This is a genomic window from Colwellia sp. NW0002-52-1 (genome assembly GCF_057550865.1).
Genome location: NZ_BAAJLU010000018.1, coordinates 19,343 through 42,027, shown reverse-complemented (window position 1 = coordinate 42,027; position 22,685 = coordinate 19,343). Strand labels below are relative to the sequence as shown.

Here is a 22,685-nt window from a genome sequence, read left to right as displayed (position 1 = left end):
ACATTGAAGACCCAAAATTATTTTAAGACTAGTATCATTCCAAACTCACATTCAAACTCAAACTCTAAATATAACTTTAAAACTCAACTTGGAAAAATATCAGCTATCAAACGATGACTTTTTTGTTTATGTTTATTCGTGAATTAAATAGTAAATTAAATAGCGAAGTAAAGGATAAGGTAATTAAATAATGACTGAAACAAGAGCACAAATAAAAGAGTTTTTATTAGCTTGGTTTGAAGCAAACCTCCCTGGTAATGCTTTTTTTTGGTATGACACTATAGTTATTCTCTGGATAACTGCTTTTGCCGTTGCCTTACATTATTTTATTAGAGGGGCCGCTAAGCGGTTTATTACGGATAAAATAACTAATAAAAATACGTTGCAGGGAGAAAACTTAACAACAACATTGATTCAACGACTAGCTAGGCAGCTTTCATTTGCGTTTCAAGGTGCTTTAGTTGTTATACAAGCGAAGCTCTGGATAGCTGAAGGTGTATGGTTTCTGCATGTTATTGAGGTGATAACCGACCAATGGATTATTCTTTTTGCTTTATTATCCCTATTTACTTTATTAGATATTCTTCAGTCAATTTCTGATAAAAGAGAAACGCGAGCACATTTTCCACTAAGAGGTTTATTACAAACCGTTAAACTTGTGGCGAGTGTGTTAACCGCAATTTTGGCCGTGTCATTACTGATGGATAAGTCTCCGCTTATTTTATTGAGCGGGTTAGGGGCTTTGTCGGCGGTTTTATTACTCGTATTCAAAGATCCTATATTAGGTTTAGTTGCCGGTATACAGTTGTCTGCCAATAACATGCTTGCTGTTGGTGATTGGCTAGAAATGCCGAAATATGGCGCAGACGGTGATGTGGTTGATATTGCATTAACCACGGTTAAAGTAAGGAATTGGGATAAAACTATTACGACAATTCCAACTTATGCACTTATTTCAGATTCTTTTAAAAACTGGCGTGGCATGTCTGAAGCTGGTGGTAGAAGAATAAAACGCAGTATTCATGTTGAAATGAGCAGTGTTTGTTTTTTAAATAAAGAGCAATTAAATGAATTGAAAAAAGCACAATTATTGAGCGACTATATTACCAGTACAATTTCAGAAATTGAAAAAGAAAATGCCGATAAAAAAGCTGATATGACCGTGATGCAAAATGGCCGCCGGATGACCAATGTTGGAACATTTAGAAAATATCTGGTGTCTTATTTAAAGAGCCACCCTAAAATCCATCAAAGTATGACGTTAATCGTTCGTCAGTTAGAGCCAACCACTAATGGTTTACCCATTGAAATTTATGCCTTTACTAACACCACAAGTTGGAACGCTTATGAAGATATTCAATCCGATATTTTTGATCATATTATTGCGGTTTTACCTGCATTTTCATTGCGAGTTCATGAATCGCCAACAGGTAACGATATACGTTCATTAGTTAAAAATATTTAGTATAATCAAGTCGGTAGGGCTATAAGTTAACAAGATATTAAGTAGGATTTACCATGGTTAATCAAGCATTAGAAGCTGCAATTTGGGGTGGCGTTTCAGGCCTTGCACTGATACTTGGCTCGATAGTTGGTTATTTTATCAAGTTACCGCATAAAGTTATTTCTAGCATTATGGCATTTGGTGCCGGTGTTCTAATTTCAGCGTTATCATTTGAGTTAATGGCTAAGGCGACAGATCAAGGGGGGCTGTTATATGCGGTGAGTGGATTTTCTGCAGGTGTTTTAGTCTACTCTATTGCTAACTATTTTGTAGCTCATGGTGGTGGGCTTCACAGAAAGCGATCACAAGGTGTACCAAAGGTTGTGACAGTAAAAACGGATAAAGCTAGGGTAGCTTCATCTGCCGGTATGGCCATTGCTTTAGGTGCGCTTTTAGATGGTATTCCAGAATCTGCGGCTATTGGTGTCAGTATGTTAGAAGGCGGCAGTGTAGCTTTGGTTACGGTTTTCGCCGTATTTATGTCAAATATTCCTGAAGGCTTATCAAGCTCGGCAGGTATGAAAAAAGCAGGTAAAAGTGCAAGTTTTGTTTTTACACTTTGGATAGTTATTACCATAGTGTTGGCGCTGTCAGCTTATTTAGGTTTTACGCTTTTAGGGCAATATGGCAATGAGTATATTGGATTTGCAACCGCGGTGGCAGCAGGGGCTATTTTGGTGATGATAATTCAAACCATGATCCCAGAAGCATTTGAAGATATGCATGATATAACTGGCCCTATTGCGGCCATAGGTTTTTTAGTCGCTTATAGTGCCAGTGAAATGTTTAGTTAATGCTTTAGTTTATGTATAAAATAGGTAAACTTTATGGGGTAATATTTACAAGTCCATCCAGCCTTTCGGGTTTATGTAAATAATATCCTTGAGCAAATTCCACTCCCATTTCTTTTAGATAAGTTAAGGCCTGTTCGTCTTCCACAAATTCAGCAACAATAACTTTACCTAAGGTTTTTCCTATGTTGCTGATAGCGTTAACCATTGCCTTGTCGGTATTATCGTTCGCCATATTTCGAACAAATGCACCATCTATTTTGAGATATTTAACGGGAAATTGTTTTAAATAGGCAAATGAAGATAAGCCGGCACCAAAATCATCTAAAGCAAAGCTACTACCCATAGCTTTGAGTTGCTCCATAAATTCGCATACTTGCGTTAAGTTACTGATAGCTGCCGTTTCGGTTATTTCAAAGCAGAGGCTATTGGCTGGAATATTGTATTGTTTAATTGTTTCGATGGTAAATTGTGTAAAATCTTCGTGATCAAAGCTTTTGCCGGAAATATTAATGTGGCAAACGTCAATATTATTCAGTTTTAACGGGTAACTTTGCAGGTGTGAGCACACTTTATGGATAACCCAGCGATCTATTAAATGTACGAGATTAAAACGCTCTGCAGCAGGGATAAATGCATTCGGAGGTATCACTTCATTATTATCTCCTAGCATACGAACCAATACTTCAATGTGGCTAGTATTATCAGACGATAAAGACACAATCTTTTGTGCATCTAGATATAACTTGTCAGTTTCAATTGCTCTTCGAATACGTTCAATCCACTCCATTTGAACGCGTCTAGCTGCAAGCTCAATATCATCTTGATATGTCATTATTATGCGATTTCTGCCTTGCTCTTTTGCCATATGACAAGCTGAGTCTGCGGCTTGTAATAATGCAGCTTCATCTTCGCTGGTTGTTAGAATGGGGGTAATGCCAATGCTACAGGTAATATTAAACGCACGCCCATTCCAACTAAATGGCAATTCGCATAAACTGTTACGCAGGCTTTCAGCTGTTTTAAGTGCTTGTTCTGGCTCACAGCAATCAAGAATTAAGCCAAATTCGTCACCACCTAATCGAGCCAATAAGTCACTTTTTCTGAGTTGGCGACTGAATAATTGAGTAACTTGTAATAAAAGCTGATCACCAGCAAAGTGGCCAAGTGTGTCGTTAATAACTTTAAATTGGTCTAAATCTATAAAACATAGGCAATGTGATAAGTTTTCAGTGCGTGCCTTAAGTAAAGCCGCGCTTAAATAACTGTCGAATGATCTGCGGTTGATTAATCCAGTTAAGTCATCGTGGCGCGCTTGATAACTTAATTCGTTACTGAGCCTATGTTGTTCAGAAACATCTTCAATTATGCAAATGTAACGTATTTCAGATGGGTTACCCCATTCGAAACGCGACATAGTGGTTTGTACCCAAACAACGCTTTTATCCATACTATGTAAACGCTGTTTGAAAGTTACTCGATCACTTAAATTTTGATCGAGTAAAGAACGTTCTTCATGAAATATATTGCAATCATCCGGATGAATCAGTTGGTTATATCTGAGTTGTGATAATACGTTATAGTTGTATTTTAAAATACTACATAAAGCATTGTTAGCTTCAATAATTTGGCCATTAGCATCTAATTGAGCAATTCCTATGGCGGCATTTTCAAAAGTGCTACGAAATTTGTACTCAGAAACACGCATTGCAGCAGTTAATTTATTAAGTAGCAGGGCAGCAATACCGCCTAAAAGAATAAAAAATATAACACTGGCAATAGAGAGTAGCGTAGTTATTACGCGGCTGGCTAAACTCATTTTTATTTGAAATTCACTCTGCGGCTGAGCTAAACGATTGGTAATTTCATCTAACGCTAACTTAACTGCTTGTATTTCAGATTCAGAGTTTTGAGAAACTTTAGGTAGGTTTTCTATTATATCGCCTAACTTTATCACCCATGGGTCAGAGCTGCGCCAAGCTTTTATCGCCTCGTTAAAATAAGGCGCATTTTGAAATAACCGAAATAGCCATATCATACGAGCGATATCGTCAGGGTGATTACCCGCTTGTAAAAATCTGCGATATGCCGACTTATAGTCTAAAGTTTCGGCTTCAATAAAAAGGCGTGCATGGAGATTTCCTAGCGGAATTTGATATTTTTCTCGAATTAATTGTAGTTCAGTAGGATCAGTTGAGTGTAGGTAACTTTTAGATTGTCTAATGGATTCACTTACTCCATTAGACCAATTATTTAATGCAGCTAAATAAACAGCAATGCCAGACTGTATCTGAATGATTGACAAGGTAAAGCCAATAGCAATTGCACCAAGTAAAACCAACAATGAACCCGTAAGTTTTAAACGATAGCGGCTATATTTATTTTTATTTTTTGTATCCAATACGCTTCGCATGGTTACCCTTTATTGAACAATAATAATACACGACACTTAATGCAGTTATAAATATCTAATTTATTGAAATCTAAGATTAACATCACTAGCTTACCCGAGCTAAACCTATAGTCAATCTTTAGTATAAATTGCGTCTAAGTTAAACATTTATAAAGTGTAAACAAGCTTTATTTTTTAGATATAAACATATTATTACAGTATGCAATAACATGTTAGTGTAAGTTAAAATTTAATTAATTGGCTAATTAAATTTTGCGTTGTAGAGTATTTATAGTGTTGGGAATCGCCAGCTGTTTTTAGCTCTCATCAATGGTTTAATTTAATACCAAATAAGCTTGAATTAATACTTGTTAAGCACCATATTGGTAATAACAATCGTAGCATTATTAAAAAATTCAACAAAATAGTTAGCACAAAAAGGTTAAAAAAGACCAATGTTTACACATTATTTTATCCTAGTTAATGTATTAACTATCAAATGGGTACTATCTGTATTCATCTTCCCCAATTTTGGTGGCTAAGCTTTTTCTACTTAGTCACCTGAAATTCAATATATTTACATTATTTCAAAATAATAATTTTAGCTTTAAAATCTACTTGGTCTTATATAAGTCACTTGAACTTATATAAGTGACTTTATTACAGAACATTTAATTCTGAGAACCGCTATATGCAAAATAATTTTTGGAATTATCTCTATGAAACATCAGAGCTAATCGAGAATGCAACAAACGATGCAACAAATGACAATCAAACAAGCCTTGCCTTAATTACTAAACGACTAAATACACTAGAGGTGTTATACGAACGCTGTTTTGACCCCGTAGATTCTTATGAAGCGTTTGTTGCGGTTAAGTTAATTTCAGCACTTTCAAAAAGTTTAAAAAATGATTTTTGAAGCGGCTTTAAAATGAAAATATTTATAGGGTAAATAATTAATAAATAAGAGGTATATAATGATTAAACCAAAAATAATTGTTAGCAATGAAGATTACGATGGCATACAGGCTATGTTAGAAAAAGAAGACTTTATGCCTTCACATGACTTACTGATAGACGAACTAGATAGAGCAAAGATTGTCCCGAACAATAAGCTACCTATCAATGTAGTGCGGATGAATTCAACCGTGACATTTACCATGCAATCAACACATAAAACCTTCTCTTTAACATTAGTTTACCCTAGAGATGTTAAGGAAAGTGGCACTTTGTCAATTCTAACTCCCGTTGGAAGTGCATTAATTGGCTTATCAATTGGCCAAGAAATTGAGTGGCCACTAGACAAAAATAAATCAACTGTTGTGCATATCGATACTGTTGAATATAAGGAGTAAATGGCTTATCAGCATAAATGCCAGTTAAGCTTTATTGATCACTTTCAGAATTAACGTTAATTTGATATTTAACCTGACGCTGGATAATGAGTGCTGCTTATCCAGAGTTCAGGTTATTTACCAATTTTCGTTAATTCTGATCTATACATGATGTATTAATTTAACTACGGCTGAACTGTAATCAACACTATTATTTTATATTGCTAATCACTTCATCAGGCAGAGAAAACCACTTATTCTCATAAGCTAAACTTCCCCATAAAGCATGTGCTAAAGCAATATCTGTTAAGGCTTTGTTATCTAATACCGGCATTAGTTGCTGATTTTCTAAGTCGTAATTAAAACTTAGCGGCTTTTTTTGTGGTTGTAAAATGCTCACGCCTTTGGCATTCATATAGGCAAAATTATCTGCGTATTGCATTATAGCCCGTTCAGAAATATCGCTTCTATTAAGATCATGCCCTAGCATTGGAGAAAAGTTGGTAACACCCATTAACGATAATAATGTTGGCGCTAAGTCGATTTGGCTGACGATTCTGTTATCAATAAAAGGTTGTTTGTCTGAGTTAAGAATAACGCCAGGAATATGAAAGTTTTTGATCGGTACAAGGTCACTACCTAAAGCTCTAGCGTCATGGTCGGCGACGATTAAAAATATAGTGTCTTGCCAATAGGGCTGTTGCTTGGCTTTTGCTATAAACTTTCCTAAAGCATAATCGGCATATTGTATTGCTTTGTGGCGCGATAACTCTTTTTCGTTATATCGAGCTAATTCTTCTTTGCTGTATTGAATTGGCGTAACTATACCTTCAGGAATTTCAAAAGGATCATGATTACTCGATGAAAAAATAAAACTAAAAAAAGGTTGTTTGCTGTTGTGAAGTTTATTGAGCTCAACATCCGCTTGGTTGAATAAATCTTCATCACTAGCGCCCCACGAACCAACAAAATTTGGATTTTGAATATCTTTAAAATCAACAATATCACTAAAACCATTGCCTAAAAAGAAGCTTTTCATGTTGTCGAAATGGCTTTCTCCGCCATAAATAAATTGTGTTTTATAGTTTTGTTTGGCCAATAAACTTGCGATAGTAAAGAAGCCGGTTTGAGATTTATCTAACTTAACAACAGCTCTTGCAGGTGTTGGTGTAAAACCTGTAATTACTGCTTCTATACCTCGAACTGAGCGCGTACCTGTGGCATATAAGTTTTTGAAAGCCCAGCCTTCACCATTAAGTTTATCAATTTCTGGTGTTAAAGGTAAACCGCCTAAAGACCAAACAAATTGCGCTCCTAAACTTTCTTCTAAAATAATAACCAAATTTTTAGGTTTACCTTGATAAATCGGTAAACGTGACGCGAGTGAAGGCAATGATTTATTGCTAAAGTTTTCTATAGCTAACCCCGTTTCTTGTCGCACGAGTCTAATGACTTTATCAGTAGTCATATTGCCATAAAGTTTTGAAGCATTCTTTTCATCACCCAATTGTTTAAAGGCATGCGCCACGCTATAAATAGAGTTTAACGTTAATGAGTTAATTAACGGGTCAGTTGAAAAATAGACTAATGCTGGGTTTATAGGGCGATGTCCAAGCGTACCACGAGCACAAAGGACTAACACTAATAATAAAAATACAGATGACAAGCTCGATGCCAATATTGTTGCTTTATGCTGCTGTTTTTTATGCTGTATAACGTTATTTAAATAAGAACTAAGGTATTTTGCGCTTAATCCTAACGTTAATAAAACGACAACTAAGGTGAGTAAATGGCCGTTAACTAACATTTTGAATACTTCGTTAGGATAGGGTAAATACTCAATAAATAACCGATTAGGCCTAAAGCCATATTCATTAATAAAAGCAGGGGTGGCCAGTTCAAAAAAGAATACGCAGATAAAAATAAAGAAAAATAGTCCTTTTAAGATTATTAGCCATTTTTTATGATATTTAGAAAGCATGAACCAAGGATGTAAAATGGCAGGTAAAACCAGTAAATAACCCAGAACACTTAAATCAATCCTAAAGCCGTGTATAACTAGCGTTAATAGAGCACTAAAGTTTTCGAACCGTTCAATCTGCCAAAGCGCCAACCCCATTCGAGAAATGAATAACGTTAGTAAAAGTAATGCAGAAAATAGAATAAATGGGCGAAGTAAATAAATCGTTGTTTTGAACATTAAAAGTAATACCGCAATTAGAACACGGTGCTACTTTATTAAACGAAACTTAAGAAAAGCTTAATTTAAACTGAAATTAAGCTGGTACTTTATAATCTTTAGGGGCTATGGCTTTATTTGAACCTTAGGCTCAGTTTCATTTAATATCTTCGTAAGCGCTTCATTTACTTGACTTATGTTTACAACTCCCTTTTTAAATGCAATATAAACAGGTAATTTATATTCTTCTATATCTAAAACATCGACAGAAAAATTAGCATATTGATTTGCTAAAATATATTCTCCGACTAATTTACTTGTTACTACCGCTTCAATCCTCCTGCGGTAAAGCATCTGAAAAAGTGCTTCATTTGAAGGTAGTCGATGAAATTTCGCATCTCGTAAGTCATAAAACGAGAGAATATCATTATGAAAATTAATACCGCGGTGTATTCCGACATTTTTATTTTTAAAACTAATGTTTTTTTCTTTTTTCGGATGGAAAATAGACACACGAGTAACATGGGTTGGTATTGAAGAATACTCTAGTGTTTCTTCCCTATATTTAAACTTAGCTAATGAAAAATAACAATCATAAGTGTTTTTAACTATTTCTTTTTTAAGTCTGGCCCAGGGAAGGTTAATTATTTTGACATCATAATTTAGTTGTATAAATAAGGGGGTAATTATAGCCATATCTAATCCAGTAAATGTCTGACTAGATTTGTTAAAAATAGTATAAGGCGGGTAGTGAGTTGTAGCACAGGTTATTTTGTTTAAAGCAGCTATAGCTTGAGTTGGGATGAAAATAAAAAAACTGTAATTAAAATATTAGCTTGTTTTAACATAATGCAGCCTTAACCTTATCGCTAAGCTTTATAGTTAGATAAAGAAGTTAATAGAGATTATATTTAAACATCAAAAAACGAGTAGGGTCAAACTAATAACTTACTTAAGTGGTTGCATAAATGCATTTAAGTAAGTTATTAATGAGAAAGTTTTTCTGGTTTTTATTGTGAAATATTCAGCAAAAACCTGTATTAAAACAGCGCTGTTACAGGTTTAAAGTAAAACTACTAACCAAATACTGCTAGCAATTATTAAGCTTAATAAAACGGCGGCTGAGCCTAAATCTTTTGCTAACCCAGACAATGGATGTATCTCTAAACCAACTCGGTCGACTACTGCTTCAATTGCGGTATTGACTATTTCGGTAAAAATAATAAACAGTACGGCTAGTATCAACGTTACTTGCTCTTTAGCACTGATGTCGAATGCAAAAGATATTGGAATGGCAATCATCAGCAATAATAACTCTTGTCTAAATGCTGATTCATTGTGATATAACCATTTTATTGCTCGAAATGAGTTAAACGAAGCTAACATTATTCTTTTTAAGCCTTTAGGCTTTTTGGTATTGTCAAACACTAGTTGGTAATCTCCATGTCTAATGGGGTTGTGGCGGTAGTTCGCGCTATAGCATGCTCGGATTTACAGTCAATAAACGGATCGTTTTCAATATGATATGCTTTCGATTTAACTGACATAATACTGAGCAAAGTATCAAAAATATTGTCATGGCTCATAGGTGATTTTGATAAATCTCGTAAACACTCTGTATTAAAATCAGCTTGGGCATTGTCGGTCCAAAATATCATCGGGACATGTGTTTGTTCTACGGGGGCGAATGCATAGGGCAGACCATGCAAATATACACCACTTTCGCCTAACGATTCGCCATGATCAGATATATAAAGCATTGAAGATTCAATATTATCTTTTTTATCTAAAATACTTAATTCGTTGATAACTTTTGAGAGAACAAAATCAGTATAGGCAATAGTATTATCGTAACTATTAAGCAGTTGCTCAGGGCTACAATTTTGAATGTCGCTGCGTTGACAGTCAGGTATAAAAATACGCTTATCATTAGGGTAACGCTTAAAGTATGTTGGACCATGTGAGCCTATCATATGCAGCACTATCAACGTATTATCATGTGTAAGTGAGTTCAGCTTTTGTTTTAAAGGCGCAAGTAAAGCTTCGTCAAAACAATATTCACCATCACATAAAGGGTTAGATTTATCAGTAGCCACTTGAATTGTTTTTACACGGGTACACACACCTTTGCAACTGCCATTATTATTGCTGATCCACAATACATCGGCGCCTGCTAAATGTATTAAATCTATGGCGTTTTGTTGCGCTATCGCACTACGTTTATTGTAGTTTTTTTTGTTTAATCTAGAGAACATGCAAGGTACAGATACCGCAGTAGCTGTGCCACATGAACTAACATCTGAAAACGATATTACCCCGTGCTTTTCAGTATTTATATTTGTCGGCTTACTATAGCCATTAAGTGAAAAGCTCTGCGCTCTTGCGGTTTCACCTAGTACCATAACCGTCACATGTTTACGGGAATTATCGCGCACAATAGTAGGTAAAGTATCTAACACCTGAAACTTAAGCGGCGGGTAAAAGTAGTGATTTCTAATAAATTTATAACTGGCATCTATCATTTTATAGGGCGTAATATAGCCTAATAAATCTTTATTGTTTCTGCCAACAGCAGCGTAGTTAGAATAAAAAACACTGGCGATTAATAATACTGTCCCCAAGCTCAAGCTAATAACTTTTAAACGGCTTAATAATTCTCTAATAAAAGGCTTATAGGTTAATTTTACTTTATAGATTAAAAAAGCAGGCAAAATACCAAAAAATAAGAAAAATAAACTAGCGTAAACGTTAAGGTAAGATAGTGCTTCAGCAGTGTCTGTTTCAACGGTATTTTGTACCATAGTATAATCAAAAACAATGCCGTAAGTTATCGTGCCATAGAATATCAGTGATGAGATAAGTACCGTAACTATAAGCAAAGGTTTGGTTAGCCATCGAAATGCGAACACCCCTTGAACTAATACAGTTAAAGATAATAAAAATACCGGTAAAGAGATTAAAAACATAATATTGTAATGATCTAAAGCGGTAATAGCGTTAGTAGCTTTAGTTAAAAAGGGCAGGTTTAAAATTAGCGCAATATAGCAGCAAGTAAAAAATAACAACTGGTTGGTTGTTAAGGTTAAATTTTTAATTTTATCTAAAAATGTCATCATATAAACACTTATTGGTCAGTGTTTATATGTTAATGAGCTAACCTTAAGAAGTGCTTAGGGGAAACTGATATTTGGCTTAGAATAAACTTAACATTTCGTTAAGTATATCGTTTATATGCCATGCTTATTTGCTATTGAGTTATTGTTAATTAACTTGGCATTTATAAAATAATTGTAAAGGTTATTTCTTTTTCTGCTGACATAGCAACCTGTAAAGTGGCCGATATATTTTCACAATAAGATTTAACAATAGCTAAGCCTAAACCATATCGGTCAGTTGAGGTACGTGAAGCGTCTTTTTGCCATAAAGGATCGAAAAACAAAGCAAAATCTTGTTCAGAAAAATGGTGTTCACTAACGTTAGTTAAACTGATGATAACTTGATCGTTTTCAGAATGAGGTAACACTGAAATAGTAATTGGTGTGTTTTCTGGGCTATAAAAAAGTGCATTATTTACTAAGTTGCATAAAATGGTTGTTAATGCGAACTCATTCGCTTGAATACTTTCGCATGATTTATCCAAAGTGAAATTTATCGTTCGCTTTGCTTTATTTTCAATTTTTATAACGTTATTAATTAATTGCTTTAGTTCAATTTTTTGTTTTGCTAGCTTGATGCTATTCGTGCTTTTTTGCAGTAAGAGTATGCTGTTTACAATATTGCGTAAGCGCTCAGTAATGTTAAGAACGTCAACTTTAAAATTATCAGATAATTGCTTCTCGTGTGGGAATTTAATGGCCACTTCACTTAAATTTAATAACTCAGCTATGGGTGTTTTTAATTCATGTGCAATATCGGAAGTTATGCGTTTTTCTCGCGAGTAAAGGTTTTTGTTTTCTCGAATAAAATGATTAATACCGTTAGCAATTACAATTAATTCGTCTGGTAAATTGGCGGTGTTTATGGCACTAATTTCAGAGTTTAAATTGATTTTTTGTAACTCATTATTAAGTTGTTCAATAGGCTTTAAACCGCGATCTACAACTTTAAAAACAATTAACCTAACCGCGAAAACAGCAGCAAGCGAAGTTAAGATAAAAATAATATCAACAAACCAAAGTATTTGGTTTAACCCTTCATTACTCACCGCGTAAGCCAACTCCATGGTTTTTTGATTTTGTACTACTTGGAGGAGATCAACAAGACCTTCTCTATCGTCAGTATCTATTTGAGGTTTGAATTTAGTAAAGTACATTCTACCTGAGCGACCATCAGGTAAGGTTATGTCAATAATAACGGATTGGTTTAATTTAACTGTTGTTCGAGGGAGATCGTTAATATCAAACAACGCTAATGTTTTAGAACGTTCGAATACCTTATTATCAAGCCATAGTTGAAAATATTCTGGATCATTATTCCCAGAAAACTCAGGCATAAACTCATCTGCAAAATCAAATTCAATACCATGTATTTCGTCACTATCTTCACTTATTAACGTGGTAAGTAAGTTAGCCTTGTTAGTCATTGCTCGGTCAAATTCAACATCAATCCAGCTATCAACCGCTATATCGGTGATCAATAATATCGACACTAATAATATCGATATTGAAATTGATATATAGCGGCTTAACTTTTTTTTAATAGAAATCATTCATTAATCTCAACAAAAATAGCCGAAGCCACGCTTAGTTTTAATGGGTAAATCGTGGCCGAGCAACTTAACTTTTTTACGCGCCGTAGACAAATGCGCCTCAATTGAATTCTTAGCAACGGCGTCGTATTGTCCGGCTAAGTATTCGCTTAATTTTTCAGGAGATATAACTTTACCTTGATTACTAAAAAGACACTCCACTAATTTATATTCATTGGGGGTTAGGTTTGTATCTACGCCATTACAAAAAAGTTGTTTTAAATGAAGATCTAATGAAAACATACCAATATTAATAGTATTGTCATTAACGTTTAATGAGCCTCGGCGCATTAAGCATAGTAGTCGAACATGTAGTTCATCAAAAGAAAATGGCTTGGTAAGATAATCGTCAGCACCATTTAGTAAGCCTTCAATTTTATCTTCGGTTAAATCGCGTGCCGATAAAATGAGAACCCGAAGATCTTTATTTGCCTTTCTTATCGCTTTTAGAATTGAGGTACCGTCAACAGATGGCAGCATTAAATCAAGTATAAGTAGAGAATAGTCGCCAGAGAGTGCCATACTTAAGCCCTCAGAACCATCGCCGGTGTCATCTACGGTATAACCTAGGTTAGATAAGCCAATCTTTAAACTTCTTCTCAAAGATGTTGAATCTTCAATAATTAAAACTTTCACAAGCAATTCGCAATAAAAATACAGTACTTATAACATAGCAGACTAAACTTAAGATTAGCTGAATATTGCAATAAAATTACCGAGTTATTTGTTGTTTATCTAAGCCCTAACTAAGTTCTGATTGGATTAATTATGCTTTAAATAAATAATATTTTTATCGCAATAAGAATTAAAACAACACCACCTAAGAGTTCAGCTTTGCTTTCAAGCCATGTGCCACTTTTTGCGCCAATAAAAACCCCTAACACACTGAAAAATAGTGTGGTAAAACCTATGATGGCACAAGCAATTAACGGGTTGATGTCTAGTAAGGTTAACGAAAATCCAGCAGCCATAGCGTCAATACTTGTTGCTATGGCAAGTACTAACATTATTCTATGAGTGATTTTTGCGATATCATTTTCGATGCTCTGAGAGAAGGATTCATAAATCATTTTTGAGCCAATTAATACCAGTAGTAAAAAGGCAATCCAAAGCGCGTAAGACTCTACCCAGCCTAAAACTCCTCGACCGCCCATATAACCAATTAATGGCATTAATCCTTGGAAAAAACCAAAATATAGTCCACAAGTAATAGCAAGCGATCTAGTTTTTAAAGCATGTTTAGCGCCCAATCCTATAGATACAGCGAATGCATCCATACTTAAAGCTAACGATAAAATAACAATTTCAAACATTTTTTAAGTCCAGATAATAAATAGTAATGTGCTTTTTTTTGGGTATATAAAAAGCGTTTTAATGAGTGCATCAGGTTAAGTTACTGGTGTTATATAATTTGTACTTGAGGGATGTTAGCGTTTTTAAAAATCACTTTGTTCTGTAAAAAATCTTACAACAACCATGTAACAAACCTAAATACATAAAATGAATAATCTTCAAAAGTTAGCTAGATTAAAATGCTGCTAGCAGACGTTATCTAGCCAAGTACTTCAAAAGGGCGCTATCTTAAACCTATTGTTAGTATGGGTGCTAGCAAATTAAACAGATTTTCTGAGCCGCATGCACTTCATAAAACTTGAGTGGTTACTTATTTCGTTGAATATAACCTCAAGCTGTGCGATTATTGCGTTAATTATCATCTTTTGTTGGTTACTTGTGTTCTCAAACTACGCTAAATCATTAGCTAAAACATCAATAGTACTGTGCGTATGTTTAGCCTTTGTAGGTCAGGCAATGGCGTCTACTATTATGTCTTATCAAATGATAAGTATGATGAATATGAGCTCACAGTCAGCCGAAGAATCACAAAATATGATGACTATGATGGATCACAGTAACCATAATATGTCGACTAACTCATCAGATGACACCTCAGCTAAATCTTTAAGTGTTGATGACTCAGATGAAAGCTCAAACCAAGATTGTTGCAACAGTATTTGCCAATGCTATACCGGTGGTTGTTCAAATGTTGCAACTATAATGAATAACTTAGCGCCTAACCTCTTTATTGATAATCCAGACAAAATATTAAACACTTCTCGTGTGGCTTTACGCCAACAATTTAACTCGCTTTACCGTCCGCCAATATTAAGCTAACTACAGCATAAGTGCGCCCAGATTTTGGTGTATTTATAAAACTACACGCTGTAATAGGCTTTTTTGAGCTCAATGTTTAGAAACTTTGTTTCTACACGCTTCAAAAATAACCTTTTATATACAAATTTATTGGTATCCCTATTAGGGGTATTAAGTTTAAAAAAAGTTAAGTTTAGAAACCATATGTTTAAAAAATTTATATTTAAAAACGGCAAATTAAAAGTCAGCCTTAAGTTACGAATTTCTGCTTACTGTATAGTTGTGTTGGTGTTAGCGAGTTGTTCAGAAAACAACCCAGAGCCAAGCAACACGATGTCAGTCGCTGAGTCGTCAACCGCTTCGTCGCCAAATGTTATCGAGCCAGCTAATGTATCAAAAGCTATCGTATTAGATGTTTATAAAAGCCCAAGTTGTGGTTGTTGTAAAGCTTGGATAAGTCATGTTGAAAATCATGGATTTGAGTCTAAAGTGCATAGTTTTGATGACTTTCCAGGTATTAAAGAAGCAAAATCAATAGCACCAAGATACCGTTCTTGTCATACCGCTATTTCAAACGATGGTTTTGTGTTTGAGGGGCATGTGCCTGCAAAATATATTCAACAATTTCTCCACGAAACTCATAACCTTGATGTGATCGGCTTATCTGTTCCTGCCATGCCTGTTGGAAGTCCAGGAATGGAAGTTGAAGGCAAGTTTCAGCCGTATAAAGTTTTAAAATTGAAAGCTGATGGTAGTTATGAGGTTTACGCTAATGTTCAATCTTATGAGGAACAATTTTAATGGCTAAACAACACGAAACAGTTACATTTAGCATTAAATATTATACAAAAATTTTAGCATTATCTGTGCTTTATGTTAATGCAACACAAGCAACAGAGCTAAATAACAGCGTCGAGTTATCATTTGAGAGTGCTATTAAAACAGCGCAAAAAAATGACCCTTGGTTAACGGGCAACGTGCATAAGCAAAAAGCGATAGAGTCAATGAGTCAAGCAGCTAATACCTTGCCTGATCCTATGGTGTCAATCAGCTTAGCTAACTTGCCGGTGAATGGTTTTGACTTTGCTCAAGAGGGTATGACTCAAGCAAAATTTGGTATTGCACAGTTGTTTCCTCGTGGTGATAGCTTAGCGATAAAAAGTGGCCAATTAAAAACCCAAAGTGAAGCCTTGCCATTTCAAAGAGCAAATCGTGAAGCACAAGTGGCCGTTACGGTTGGTAGTTTATGGCTAGATGTTTATCGTGTACAACAAAGTATCGCGTTAATCGAAAAAAACAGATCGCTTTTCGAACAATTAGCTGAAGTTGCACAAGTGAGTTATTCATCAGCGTTAGGTAAAACCCGTCAACAAGATATTGTTCGCTCACAACTGGAGCTTACCCGTTTAGATGACAGGTTGAATGTATTTGCACAGCAACAAAATCGCTATCAGGGCATGCTTTCGCAGTGGTTAAGTCAGTTTTCTAGTGTAGAGAGTTCAATGGGTTCAGCAATTTCAGCATCTGATTTTTCTATCCATAACATTATTACTCATCCTAAGTTGCCAGAAATAGAGTTAATTAATGCTGATTTAGTTTGGCAACAACAGTGGCTTAAACCTATGGCACTGCTGCCTTACTTTTCTTATCATCCCGCGGTTTTGGCTCTTGAGAAAAAAATAGCGGCTACTACCGCAGGTATTTCATTAGCTGAGCAAAAATATAAAGCGCAATGGGGAGTAAATGCCAGTTATGGTTATCGTGCAGACGATGCAATGGGCAGTAGTCGCGCTGATTTATTTTCAGTTGGTGTAACCTTCGACTTGCCACTTTTTACTGAAAATAAACAAGATAAAGAACGTGAGTCTGCCATATACGAGTCAGAATCGATAAAAACTGAAAAAATATTGTTACTGCGTGAGTTGATGGCATCTTATGCCAGTGCAAAAGGTCGACTTGTCAGCTTAAAACAGCGCCAAGACTTATATAAAAACAAGTTAATACCGCAAGTTCATGACCAAGCCCAAGCATCGTTGTCAGCTTATACCAATGACGATGGCGACTTCTCTGAAGTGGTTCGCTCACGTATTGCGGTACTGAATAGTGAAATAGACGAGTTAACACTCAATGTTGAAGAGCAGAAAATACGTTTAGAACTTAACTATCTTTTTATCGGCAACCTCAACACTGCAATCTCACGCAGTAGCAAAATTATAAACAATAGCGGTCAAGTCGCTGTTGTTTCGGAGTTAATTAATGAGTAATAAAGTGGAAAAAAATATGTTCAAGCCGATTATTACTGGCATGTTGATAGGTGGATTAATCACTTGGGGTGGTTTGTATTACTTCCCTTCAGACAATAGTGGGCAAGATTCAACGGCATCGTCAGCAAAAGATAAACCGCTTTATTGGGTTGCGCCTATGGATGCTAATTATAGAAGAGACAAAGCGGGAAAATCACCCATGGGCATGGATTTAGTGCCGGTATACCAAGATAGTAACAATGGCCCAGATGCAGGTGTTGGTACCATTCGTATTTCTTCTGATGTGATAAATAATTTGGGCGTTAGAACCGCCACGGCAGAAATAAAATCCTTAGATGCTGAAATAAATACCGTTGGCTATATTGCTTACGATGAAGAAAAAATGGTGCATATTCATCCTAGGGTAGAAGGCTGGGTAGAAAAGCTTTACGTTCAAGCGGTAGGTGAGTCGGTAACAAAAAACCAAGCGCTGTATGAAATTTATTCGCCAGAGCTAGTCAATGCTCAAGAAGAGCTAGTGTTAGCACTAAATCGTAGTAATCGTCAGCTAATCAAAGCCGCTGAAAATCGTTTATTAGCGTTACAAATTCCTCAATCAGCAATATCTAAACTGATAAAAACCAAACAAGTGCAGCAAACCATAACCTTTTATTCGCCCCAAAACGGGGTGGTTGAAACCTTGAACATCCGTGAAGGATTTTATGTTCAACCGGGATTAACGGTTATGTCTATTGCCGATTTATCGCAGGTTTGGGTGGAAGCAGAAGTATTTGAGCGCCAAGCCAATCAAGTTAAGGCAGGCGCACCTGTAACCATGACTTTAGATTATTTACCGGGGCAGTCATGGCAAGGGCAAGTTGATTTAATTTATCCAACTTTAGATGTTAAAACCAGAACGGTAAAACTTAGGTTACGTTTTAATAATGAAAATGGTGCTTTTAAACCTAATATGTTTGCACAAATTATTATTCATTCAACAGACACAGATAACACCTTGCTTATTCCTAAAGAAGCATTGATACGAACTGGCAAACAAGATCGCGTTGTTCTGGCTTTAGGTGATGGCAGTTTTAAATCAATTGCGGTAACGGTAGGTCGATTTGACAATGAAAATGTTGAAATTATTACTGGTCTGAGTGAAGGCGATAAGGTTGTTAGTTCAGCACAATTTTTATTAGATTCAGAATCAAGTAAATCATCAGATTTTAAACGTATGTACGCTGATAACGAAGGAAGTGATGCTACAGCTAGCGAAGAACCAGCGCCGGTGTCTGTTTGGGTGCAAGCAAAAATAACCAGCCTTATGGCAGGGCACAAGATGTTAACGCTTGAGCATGATGCTATTGAACAGTGGGGCTGGCCTGAGATGGTAATGGACTTTATCGCCATTGATACCGTTGATTTTTCACGCTTAAACGTCGGGTTAACTTTACATGTAGAAATCAGTAAAACCGCAGAAGGCGAATACATAATTACCAATATACACATTCCTGATACTACTAGTGCAATGGGAAGTGCAATGGAAAGTGCAATGGAAATGGATAGTGACATGGAAAACGAATCGGTTAAGAAAGTCAGTTCAGCAACAGTCACAGGTACCATTAATTCACTGATGAAAGATCACGGTATGATCAATATCAGCCGTTCAGCGATTGAAAAATGGAATAGACCTGCCGCAACGGTTGATTTTATTACGGCCAAAAATGTGAGCTTAGCGAATTTCAACAAAGGGATGCAAGTGAGCTTTACCTTTGAAATACGTGATGGAGACTTCGTTATTACTGACATTTCGCCATTGTCTGAATTTTCACCATTGTCTAAAAATGAAAATACCAACTCTGAAGCTGCGCTGAAAGTAGCTCCGATTGATCATTCAAACCACTAACTAGGAGTAAACACAAAATGATTACTGCTATTATTCGCTGGTCGATTGTCAATCGCTTTTTAGTGTTGTTGGCAACGGTTTTATTGGTAGGTGTTGGTTTGTTTTCGGTCAGTAAAACGCCGATTGATGCACTGCCAGATTTATCTGACGTGCAAGTTATTATAAAAACAAGTTATCCCGGACAAGCGCCACAAGTGGTTGAAGACCAAGTAACTTACCCAATGACCACTGCGATGCTTTCTGTGCCTGGCGCGGTAACTGTTCGCGGCTATTCTTTTTTCGGTGACTCTTATGTTTACGTTATTTTTGATGAAGATACCGATCTATATTGGGCACGTTCTAGAGTACTTGAATATCTAAGCCAAGTTGCACCTAGCTTACCCAGTGATGCGCGCCCGCAACTTGGACCTGATGCCACAGGGGTGGGCTGGGTTTATTTATATGCGCTTACCGATACCACTGGCCAACATGATTTAAGCCAACTTCGCAGCATTCAAGACTGGTTTTTAAAGTTTGAATTACAAACGGTACCGGGTGTGTCTGAAGTTACCGCACTCGGCGGCATGGTGAAACAGTATCAAGTTAACGTAAATCCTGACAAATTACGTGCTTATGGTATTCCACTTTCGCTTATTCAAACCGCCATTAAGCAAGGTAACCAAGAAATTGGTGCTTCGGTGGTTGAAATGGCTGAAGCAGAATATATGGTGCGAGCAACAGGCTATATTAAAGGCGTTGAAGATCTTGAAAACATTCCGCTTGGTTTAAATAAAAATGGCACACCATTATTGCTTAAACATGTGGCTGATATTGGCACAGGGCCGCAAATGCGCAGAGGGATTGCTGAGCTTAACGGCGAAGGTGAAACGGTTGGCGGTATTGTGGTTATGCGTTTTGGTGAAAACGCTCAACAAGTTATTAATGGCGTAAAAGCCAAACTTGAAAAACTTAAAAAAGGTTTACCGGATGGTGTAGAAATTGTGCCGGTTTATGACCGCTCTGCATTAATAGAACGCGCTGTCGATAACTTAGCATTTAAGTTATTAGAAGAGTTTGGTGTAGTGGCTTTAGTGTGCATTATTTTCTTATTTCATGTGCGCTCATCATTAGTCGCGATTATCAGTTTACCCGTGGGTATTTTAACTGCGTTTATCATCATGCATATGCAAGGACTTAACGCCAACATTATGTCGCTAGGGGGTATTGCCATTGCCATAGGAGCGATGATTGATGGGGCTATCGTGATGATAGAAAACATGCATAAGCATATGGAGAAGACCCCACTAACAAAAGAGAATCGCTGGCAAATAGTGGCTGACTCAGCCAGTGAAGTTGGTCCAGCATTATTCTTTAGTTTACTTATTATTACCGTAAGTTTTGTGCCGGTATTCACATTAGAAGCGCAAGAAGGGCGCATGTTTGCGCCACTCGCTTTTACCAAAACTTATGCCATGGCGGCAAGTGCGGCATTAGCTATTACACTTGTGCCGGTATTAATGGGCTATTTTATTCGAGGCAAAGTGCTACCCGAGCATAAGAATCCGGTTAATCGATTTTTAACCTTTATCTATATGCCAGCACTTAAGGCCGTTTTAAACTTTCCTAAAGTAACGCTATTTGCGGCATTAATTGTTTTGGCTATTGGTATTTATCCGATTAATAAAATTGGTAGTGAGTTTATACCACCGCTTGATGAAGGCGATTTAATGTATATGCCAACCACGTATCCGGGTATTTCAATTGGCCAAGCTCGCCAACTTCTGCAACAAACTGACAAGTTGATTAAAATGGTACCAGAAGTAAAAACGGTATTTGGTAAAGTAGGGCGCGCAGAAACCGCAACCGATCCAGCCCCACTCACTATGATAGAAACTTTCATTAAGTTTAAACCTCAAGACCAATGGCGAGCAGGTGTAACAGCAGAGAGCCTGAAAAAAGAGCTTGATGCTTTAGTCAAACTACCAGGGGTAACTAACGCTTGGGTTATGCCAATAAAAACTCGTATTGATATGTTAGCAACAGGTATTAAAACACCTGTCGGCATTAAAGTCGCAGGGCCAGATTTATCTGTTATTCAAGATATAGGTCTGCAGTTAGAAACTATTTTAAAAGATGTACCTGGTACAACGTCTGTCTACTCTGAACGCGTTGCGGGCGGCCGTTATATTAAAGTCGATATTCAGCGAGAAAAAGCTGCTCGCTATGGTTTAAACATTGCTGACATTCAGCAAGTAGTAGCCACTGCGATTGGCGGCATGAATGTTACTCAAACCGTTGAGCGCTTAGAGCGATACCCCGTTAATGTACGTTACTTGCAAGACTACCGTGACTCGCCTGAACAATTATCAATATTACCTCTAGTGACACCCAATGGTCAGCGTATTGCCTTAGGCGATGTTGCCAATATTTATATTGAAGAGGGGCCACCAGGTATTAAATCTGAAAATGCTCGGTTAAATGGTTGGTCGTATGTCGATATTGAAGGTGTCGATGTTGGTACTTATGTTGAAGCGGCTAAACAAGTTGTTGCTGAGCAGTTAGTGCTACCTGCAGGTTACTCTGTTGCTTGGGCAGGCCAATACGAGTATATGCAGCGAGCAAAAGCTAAGTTGGCGTATGTGGTGCCCTTGACGTTATTCATTATTGTTATTTTACTTTATGTAAACTTTAGAAATGTCATTGAAGTAGCGATGATTATGGGAACATTACCGCTCGCTATGGTAGGCAGTATTTGGTTAATGTATTTAGAGGGCTTTAACTTCTCAGTAGCAGTAGGGGTTGGTTTTATTGCCCTCGCAGGGGTGGCGGTTGAAATTGGTGTGATTATGTTGGTGTATTTAAACCAAGCCTATAAAGCGATGTTAGATGATCATAGCTTAAAAAATATTACCACGACAAAAGCAGATTTATTTCAGGCGGTGTTACATGGTGCTGGCATGCGCGTGCGCCCGGTAATGATGACTGCTGCTGCCATTATTGTTGGCTTACTACCCATTTTATATGGCACAGGTACGGGCTCTGAAGTTATGAGTAGAATAGCAGCTCCTATGGTTGGCGGCATGTTAAGTGCGGTGATATTAACCTTACTTGTTTTACCTGCTTTGTTTTATTTATGGCGCTGTTCATCGATTAACGCTAGAGATTGCAAAAATAAATAATGGGCTGATGAACTTTTTATATTTACAGGGCTAGCTAAAGTTATAAATAAGTTACGTGTGGAAACAGGGTTATCAACGAATAATCCTGTTATGGTAATTTTAATGCTTAATTAAAGGTCCTATTACTGAATAAGCTGTGCAAGGTGTTCAAACATATGCTTATTTTTGGCTTTAAACCTAAAGTAGCTCGTAAAATATTTGCAGCAAAATTAATGATAAGTTCGCCAATATCTTTACTTAACTTAGAGAGCTAAACTAAATATTCTTTATAAAATATTTA

General features: G+C 36.5%; 17 protein-coding genes. 9 read left to right on the top strand and 8 right to left on the bottom strand.

Features of this window, described 5'->3' with window-relative positions:
* The first annotated feature begins 190 nt into the window (after positions 1–190).
* Together AC27H3_RS15305 and AC27H3_RS15300 are read left to right on the top strand one after the other, a co-directional pair.
* A complete protein-coding gene (locus tag AC27H3_RS15305; protein ID WP_487107517.1) occupies positions 191–1,465 on the top strand; it encodes a mechanosensitive ion channel family protein in 1,275 nt (424 codons plus the stop codon).
* A gap of 53 nt (positions 1,466–1,518) precedes the next feature.
* Positions 1,519–2,298 (top strand): ZIP family metal transporter, encoded by a 780-nt coding sequence (locus tag AC27H3_RS15300; RefSeq protein WP_487107515.1) that lies wholly within the window; start codon positions 1,519–1,521, stop codon positions 2,296–2,298.
* 31 nt (positions 2,299–2,329) lie between these two features.
* Here the strand turns inward: AC27H3_RS15300 and AC27H3_RS15295 are convergent, their stop codons facing one another.
* Positions 2,330–4,708 carry a putative bifunctional diguanylate cyclase/phosphodiesterase gene (locus AC27H3_RS15295; RefSeq protein ID WP_487107513.1) on the bottom strand — a complete coding sequence of 793 codons (2,379 nt, stop codon included), beginning with the start codon at positions 4,706–4,708 and terminating at the stop codon, positions 2,330–2,332.
* 670 nt (positions 4,709–5,378) lie between these two features.
* On the opposite strand from AC27H3_RS15295, the gene AC27H3_RS15290 reads away from it, so the two are divergent.
* Positions 5,379–5,606, top strand: a complete 228-nt coding sequence (locus tag AC27H3_RS15290; RefSeq protein ID WP_487107511.1) for a hypothetical protein — start codon at positions 5,379–5,381, stop codon at positions 5,604–5,606.
* 58 nt (positions 5,607–5,664) lie between these two features.
* Complete coding sequence (gene rnk / locus AC27H3_RS15285) at positions 5,665–6,042, top strand: nucleoside diphosphate kinase regulator (protein WP_487107509.1); 378 nt, start codon at positions 5,665–5,667, stop codon at positions 6,040–6,042.
* 190 nt (positions 6,043–6,232) lie between these two features.
* Here the strand turns inward: rnk and AC27H3_RS15280 are convergent, their stop codons facing one another.
* The 7 genes from AC27H3_RS15280 to AC27H3_RS15250 all read right to left on the bottom strand — a co-directional run bounded on the left by AC27H3_RS15280 (position 6,233) and on the right by AC27H3_RS15250 (position 14,260).
* Entirely contained in the window at positions 6,233–8,221 is a 1,989-nt protein-coding gene (locus AC27H3_RS15280; RefSeq protein WP_487107507.1) for an LTA synthase family protein, read from the bottom strand.
* A 105-nt stretch (positions 8,222–8,326) separates the two neighbouring features.
* The gene (locus tag AC27H3_RS15275; protein WP_487107568.1) at positions 8,327–8,971 is read right to left on the bottom strand and encodes a substrate-binding periplasmic protein; all 645 of its coding nucleotides are present in this window, start codon (positions 8,969–8,971) and stop codon (positions 8,327–8,329) included.
* A gap of 291 nt (positions 8,972–9,262) precedes the next feature.
* A complete protein-coding gene (locus AC27H3_RS15270; RefSeq protein WP_487107505.1) occupies positions 9,263–9,628 on the bottom strand; it encodes a diacylglycerol kinase in 366 nt (121 codons plus the stop codon).
* Positions 9,628–11,316, bottom strand: coding sequence for a phosphoethanolamine transferase (locus AC27H3_RS15265; RefSeq protein WP_487107503.1), 1,689 nt, complete (start codon positions 11,314–11,316; stop codon positions 9,628–9,630). Before AC27H3_RS15265 ends, AC27H3_RS15270 begins: the two co-directional genes overlap by 1 nt.
* Positions 11,317–11,477: 161 nt before the next feature.
* Positions 11,478–12,908 carry a sensor histidine kinase gene (locus AC27H3_RS15260; RefSeq protein WP_487107501.1) on the bottom strand — a complete coding sequence of 477 codons (1,431 nt, stop codon included), beginning with the start codon at positions 12,906–12,908 and terminating at the stop codon, positions 11,478–11,480.
* A gap of 9 nt (positions 12,909–12,917) precedes the next feature.
* Positions 12,918–13,583, bottom strand: coding sequence for a response regulator transcription factor (locus AC27H3_RS15255; protein WP_487107499.1), 666 nt, complete (start codon positions 13,581–13,583; stop codon positions 12,918–12,920).
* A 137-nt stretch (positions 13,584–13,720) separates the two neighbouring features.
* Positions 13,721–14,260: a manganese efflux pump MntP gene (locus AC27H3_RS15250; protein WP_487107497.1), complete on the bottom strand. Its 540-nt coding sequence runs from the start codon at positions 14,258–14,260 to the stop codon at positions 13,721–13,723.
* A 496-nt stretch (positions 14,261–14,756) separates the two neighbouring features.
* Between AC27H3_RS15250 and AC27H3_RS15245 the strand changes: the two genes are divergently transcribed.
* From AC27H3_RS15245 to AC27H3_RS15225, 5 genes are all read left to right on the top strand, one after another.
* Entirely contained in the window at positions 14,757–15,119 is a 363-nt protein-coding gene (locus AC27H3_RS15245; protein WP_487107495.1) for a hypothetical protein, read from the top strand.
* 183 nt (positions 15,120–15,302) lie between these two features.
* The gene (locus tag AC27H3_RS15240; protein WP_487107493.1) at positions 15,303–15,899 is read left to right on the top strand and encodes a DUF411 domain-containing protein; all 597 of its coding nucleotides are present in this window, start codon (positions 15,303–15,305) and stop codon (positions 15,897–15,899) included.
* A complete protein-coding gene (locus AC27H3_RS15235) occupies positions 15,899–17,362 on the top strand; it encodes a TolC family protein (RefSeq protein ID WP_487107491.1) in 1,464 nt (487 codons plus the stop codon). Before AC27H3_RS15240 ends, AC27H3_RS15235 begins: the two co-directional genes overlap by 1 nt.
* On the top strand, positions 17,355–19,247 hold the full coding sequence (locus tag AC27H3_RS15230) for an efflux RND transporter periplasmic adaptor subunit (protein ID WP_487107489.1): 1,893 nt from the start codon (positions 17,355–17,357) through the stop codon (positions 19,245–19,247). Before AC27H3_RS15235 ends, AC27H3_RS15230 begins: the two co-directional genes overlap by 8 nt.
* A 17-nt stretch (positions 19,248–19,264) precedes the next feature.
* Complete coding sequence (locus AC27H3_RS15225; RefSeq protein ID WP_487107487.1) at positions 19,265–22,405, top strand: efflux RND transporter permease subunit; 3,141 nt, start codon at positions 19,265–19,267, stop codon at positions 22,403–22,405.
* Positions 22,406–22,685: the final 280 nt, after the last annotated feature.

What these genes read in the sequence shown, in the direction of transcription:
- AC27H3_RS15305 (WP_487107517.1), top strand. Translation starts at nt 191, where the DNA reads ATGACTGAAACAAGAGCACAAATAAAAGAGTTTTTATTAGCTTGGTTT.
- AC27H3_RS15300 (WP_487107515.1), top strand. Translation starts at nt 1,519, where the DNA reads ATGGTTAATCAAGCATTAGAAGCTGCAATTTGGGGTGGCGTTTCAGGC.
- AC27H3_RS15295 (WP_487107513.1), bottom strand. Translation starts at nt 4,708, where the DNA reads ATGCGAAGCGTATTGGATACAAAAAATAAAAATAAATATAGCCGCTAT.
- AC27H3_RS15290 (WP_487107511.1), top strand. Translation starts at nt 5,379, where the DNA reads ATGCAAAATAATTTTTGGAATTATCTCTATGAAACATCAGAGCTAATC.
- rnk (WP_487107509.1), top strand. Translation starts at nt 5,665, where the DNA reads ATGATTAAACCAAAAATAATTGTTAGCAATGAAGATTACGATGGCATA.
- AC27H3_RS15280 (WP_487107507.1), bottom strand. Translation starts at nt 8,221, where the DNA reads ATGTTCAAAACAACGATTTATTTACTTCGCCCATTTATTCTATTTTCT.
- AC27H3_RS15265 (WP_487107503.1), bottom strand. Translation starts at nt 11,316, where the DNA reads ATGATGACATTTTTAGATAAAATTAAAAATTTAACCTTAACAACCAAC.
- AC27H3_RS15260 (WP_487107501.1), bottom strand. Translation starts at nt 12,908, where the DNA reads ATGATTTCTATTAAAAAAAAGTTAAGCCGCTATATATCAATTTCAATA.
- AC27H3_RS15250 (WP_487107497.1), bottom strand. Translation starts at nt 14,260, where the DNA reads ATGTTTGAAATTGTTATTTTATCGTTAGCTTTAAGTATGGATGCATTC.
- AC27H3_RS15245 (WP_487107495.1), top strand. Translation starts at nt 14,757, where the DNA reads ATGGCGTCTACTATTATGTCTTATCAAATGATAAGTATGATGAATATG.
- AC27H3_RS15240 (WP_487107493.1), top strand. Translation starts at nt 15,303, where the DNA reads ATGTTTAAAAAATTTATATTTAAAAACGGCAAATTAAAAGTCAGCCTT.
- AC27H3_RS15235 (WP_487107491.1), top strand. Translation starts at nt 15,899, where the DNA reads ATGGCTAAACAACACGAAACAGTTACATTTAGCATTAAATATTATACA.
- AC27H3_RS15230 (WP_487107489.1), top strand. Translation starts at nt 17,355, where the DNA reads ATGAGTAATAAAGTGGAAAAAAATATGTTCAAGCCGATTATTACTGGC.
- AC27H3_RS15225 (WP_487107487.1), top strand. Translation starts at nt 19,265, where the DNA reads ATGATTACTGCTATTATTCGCTGGTCGATTGTCAATCGCTTTTTAGTG.